This is a genomic window from Fibrobacter sp. (assembly GCF_045112255.1).
In the GTDB taxonomy this organism is placed as follows: domain Bacteria; phylum Fibrobacterota; class Fibrobacteria; order Fibrobacterales; family Fibrobacteraceae; genus Fibrobacter.
Genome location: NZ_JBGUHR010000108.1, coordinates 1 through 1,972, shown reverse-complemented (window position 1 = coordinate 1,972; position 1,972 = coordinate 1). Strand labels below are relative to the sequence as shown.

2 protein-coding genes are annotated in these 1,972 nt (G+C 51.7%); both read right to left on the bottom strand.

Annotated features, from left to right (window positions below; genetic code table 11):
* Window positions 1-252: 252 nt before the first annotated feature.
* Entirely contained in the window at window positions 253-447 is a 195-nt protein-coding gene (locus tag ACJMM9_RS13825; RefSeq protein ID WP_022030172.1) for a transposon-encoded TnpW family protein, read from the bottom strand.
* A 78-nt stretch (window positions 448-525) separates the two neighbouring features.
* Window positions 526-1,972 (bottom strand): recombinase family protein (locus tag ACJMM9_RS13820; RefSeq protein ID WP_405328115.1); only part of this gene is annotated, 1,447 nt, incomplete at its 5' end.

The following is a 1,972-nucleotide window of genomic DNA, read 5'->3' as shown; positions in this document are numbered from 1 at the left end:
GCATAGGCGGCAAGCCGCTTCTTCAAGTCGGTGTTGTGGGTACGGATATGGATCAACGGGTCTTTCTCATCAAACCAGATGTCTGTGATCTTTTTTTGCTTGGGAAGCCCTGTTCGCATAAACTCTCCTTTCTGCGCCCTCGTTTGGAGAGAGGGGCATTTTTGAGGGAATTTTCCCGGCTCTTGACTTGGGGAAAATGGGGATTTTCAAATAGAAACCGCCCCGGCGAACCATTCTTCGTCCGGGCGGTTCCTATCGCGTGATTTTCGTTTTTTCCGGCTCTTGACCGTCCTGCAAGCTGTCGGCAAGTATCACTTTGAGCAGCTTGTCGCGGAATGTTTCTGTGCCGCTGTGGTTGAAAAACAACTCCGCAACGATGGTCTGTCCGTCCCTCTGTGTCGTGATAACACTGTCGGGGGATTGAGGTGTCCCGTTCTGTTCTGCCATAGGCGGCTCCTTTCTCTGGGTGCAAAAGAGGGATTTCCCGTAGCCCGGAAAATCCCTCTTGGTTGTCAGTATTCGGTTTTACTGTGCGGGTGCTGCGGCGGCTTCCTGTGCCTTTTTCTTTGCCCGGTATTCCCGTGCTTTCATGCGGTCATACTCCCGTCGCTTTTCAAGGTTACGCGCCCGGTACTCCCTTGAATACTGCCGGTGGTAGGCGCGGCTCTTTTCCTTTTGGGCTTCCTCGATTTTCTCCCGCATTTGCCGGATTTCCTGCTCCGTTGGCTCTGTAAGCTGTGTCACTTCGTTCTCAAATTTGCCGATATAGTTGAAATATATCCCGATGTGCTGAATGGCTTGTTTTGCCCTTTTCTTGTCGCGCTCATGCACTTCAATCCGGCTGATAAACTCGTTGAGAATGGCGGGGGTCAGGTCGGTAAAGGCAGCGTAGCGTTCCGTCAGCTTCAAAAACTTCTGCGCCCGTCCGCCCGCGTTCTCAAAAGCGGATAGCTGCTCTTGCAGCTCGGCAAGCTCCGCTTTCAGCGCATAGTATTCTTCTGAATACTTCTGCGACATTTGCTCATAGCGGTCTTGCGGGATCGTGCCGAGGGCGTTGTCCTCATAGAGCTTGTTCAGCACCTTGTCAATCTGTTCAAGGCGCGTCGTGATTTGCGGGATACGCTTCTGCTGTTTCTTGGTCTTGTCGGTCTGCTGCATGGCAAGGTTCTTTTTCACTAAGGCTTCAAATTCCGCCCAGTTGCTGATAGAATAGTCCTCGATTTTCTTCAGCACTTCCGCGATGGTCTGCATGAGCAAATCCGCGTCAATGATGTGCGGGGAATTGCATTTGGGGTTTTTGGCTTTTCCCTTGTGGTACTCGCTGCAATAGGCAACATGACGCTTGCCGCCATTCCGATAATCTATGCGAATGTGCATTTTCGCACCGCAATCCTTACAGAAAAGCAAGCCCGACAAAGGGTGGATTTCCCCGTCCCCGTTGGGGCGTTTGACGGGCGCATTTTCCAAAATCCGCTGTACGGTTTCAAAGTCGGTGCGGTCAATAATCGGCTCATGCACATTTTCGGTTATCTGCCATTGGCTCCGGTCTACATAGTGGTTCCGCTTGTCGCGGAAGTGCTTTGTGGTCTTGAAGTTGACAACATCACCGCAATACTCCTGCCGTGTGAGGATATGGGTCAGGGTGGCTTTGTTCCACTTATAGCGGTTGGCCTCATTGAGCGCCCTGTTTTTACAGGTTCCCCGCCCGCGCTCTTTCATGTAGAATGTGGGCGTTGGGATTTGCGCCTGCGTGAGATATACGGCAATTTGGTTTCGGTTTTTTCCGTCCAGAAACAGGCGAAAAATCAAACGAACAACTCCGGCGGCTTCCTCGTCGATAATCCAAAAATCCTTGTTGTCCGGGGATTTGACATAGCCATAGGGGGCTTCGGTGGCAATCGGCTTTCCACTCATGCCCTTCGTCTTAATGCCGGTCTTTACTTTCTTGCTGATGTCCTTTGCGTACCACTCC